Source organism: Carboxydocella sp. JDF658 (assembly GCF_002049395.1).
In the GTDB taxonomy this organism is placed as follows: Bacteria; Bacillota.
Genome location: NZ_BDLR01000136.1, coordinates 1 through 224 on the forward strand (window position 1 = coordinate 1; position 224 = coordinate 224).

General features: G+C 54.5%; 1 rRNA gene. It reads right to left on the minus strand.

Annotated features, from left to right (window positions below):
* Positions 1 to 224: ribosomal RNA gene (locus tag JDF658_RS12755) — 23S ribosomal RNA — on the minus strand; the annotation flags it as partial.

The window sequence follows — 224 nt, forward strand, 5'->3', positions numbered from 1 at the left end:
CCCCAGTCAAACTGCCCACCTGACACTGTCCCCTACCCGGCTTACGGGCCAGGGTTAGAACTTCAATATCACAAGGGTGGTATCCCACCAGCGACTCCACATAGGCTGGCGCCTACGCTTCTCCGTCTCCCACCTATCCTGTACATGCAATACCAAAATCCAATGTCAGGCTACAGTAAAGCTCCACGGGGTCTTTCTGTCCTGTCGCAGGTAACACGCATCTT